The 793-nt window shown below is 61.2% G+C and carries 1 protein-coding gene; it reads right to left on the reverse strand.

Translation table 11 applies throughout. From position 1 onward, the window contains the following. A partial coding sequence (argC, locus tag A3754_RS01905) for an N-acetyl-gamma-glutamyl-phosphate reductase (protein WP_063518702.1) occupies window positions 1–793 on the reverse strand: 793 nt, incomplete at both ends.

Here is a 793-nt window from a genome sequence, read left to right on the forward strand (position 1 = left end):
GGCCCGACGCCCCTTTCACCAGGTTATCGATCACCGACAGCACCACAATCACGTTCTCACCACGGGGCTGGTGCAGCGCCAGCCGACACATGTTGGCGCCCTTCACAAAGCGCGTTTCGGGATGACTCCCCAGCGGCATCACGTCCACGAAAGGCTCATCGGCATAACGGGCCTCGAATGCGGCCTGGATCTCTTCCAGTGGCGGCGCCGACTCGGTGAGCTGGCCGTAGAGTGTGGCATGAATACCACGGATCATGGGGATAAGATGTGGAACAAATGTAGCGCTTACCGGGGCACCCGCAATATCACCCAGTCCTTGCTCAATTTCCGGCAAGTGCCGGTGACCACTGGCGCCATAGGCCTTGTAGCTTTCCCCGGCTTCCGCCAGCAACATGGGCACCTTGGCACCCTTGCCGCCGCCACTGGCACCACTGGCCGCGTTGGCAATCAGTTGGTCCGGCTTGATCCAGCCTTTTTCCAGCAATGGCAGATAGCCCAGCTGAATCGAGGTGGGATAGCAGCCGGCGCACGCCACCAGCCGGGCATCACGAATTTTCTCCCGATTCACTTCCGGCAGGCCATATACCGCATCCGCCAGCAACTCCGGGCAAGCATGGGGCTCGCCATACCATTCGCTCCAGAGCTCATGATCGCGCAGACGAAAATCCGCAGACAAGTCCACCACCCGCACCCCGGCGTCCATCAGCTCAGGCATCATGCGCATGGCCACGTTATGGGGCGTGGCGAAGAACACCACATCACAGGCCGCCAGCCGTTTTACGTCCGGCTCGCT

Source organism: Alcanivorax sp. HI0083, assembly GCF_001635175.1.